The sequence below is a fragment of the Frankia tisae genome (assembly GCF_025403405.1).
GTDB lineage: Bacteria > Actinomycetota > Actinomycetes > Frankiales > Frankiaceae > Frankia > Frankia tisai.
In genome coordinates, this window is record NZ_JANEZT010000805.1 from 1 (window position 1) to 462 (window position 462).

The window sequence follows — 462 nt, forward strand, 5'->3', positions numbered from 1 at the left end:
GTTGAGGGACGATGCTGCGGGCTTTTTGGTTGCCATGATGGGCGGTTCCTTCTAATGGTGGAAAGTGGGTGACACGGAAACGCCGTGTCGTCGTTTTTACAGTTCGTCCAGGCCGAGGTCTTTTTCGTACAGGGCGATGAGTTTGCCACGCTGCTTGACGATCTTCTCCAACTCTTCGATTTTCAGCGTAGCCTCGTGCAGCTTCTCGATGTGGTCCACGGAGAACAGGGTGCGCAGCGGCACCTTGTTGGCACTGCACACGTCGATCAGGTTTTTGTAGGCTTCCAGGACCGGCGCCGGCAGCGGCGTCGAGCCTTTAGGAATATCGGCGGTGCTGGTGGTGCGTTCAGAGTTCGTCATACGATCCTTCCTCGCGCCAGATGCGGACACCCGGCGACATGTAGATTTCGTCCTGTTCGACTTCGATGATCTTGATGCCGCACCCGATGCGCACGACAGGGC

At 57.4% G+C, this 462-nt stretch carries 1 protein-coding gene; it reads right to left on the minus strand.

Annotation, left to right across the window (positions count from 1 at the left end):
* Nucleotides 1–96: 96 nt before the first annotated feature.
* Nucleotides 97–360: a hypothetical protein gene (locus NBZ85_RS31770; RefSeq protein ID WP_261563497.1), complete on the minus strand. Its 264-nt coding sequence runs from the start codon at nt 358–360 to the stop codon at nt 97–99.
* Between the last annotated feature and the right edge of the window lie 102 nt (nt 361–462).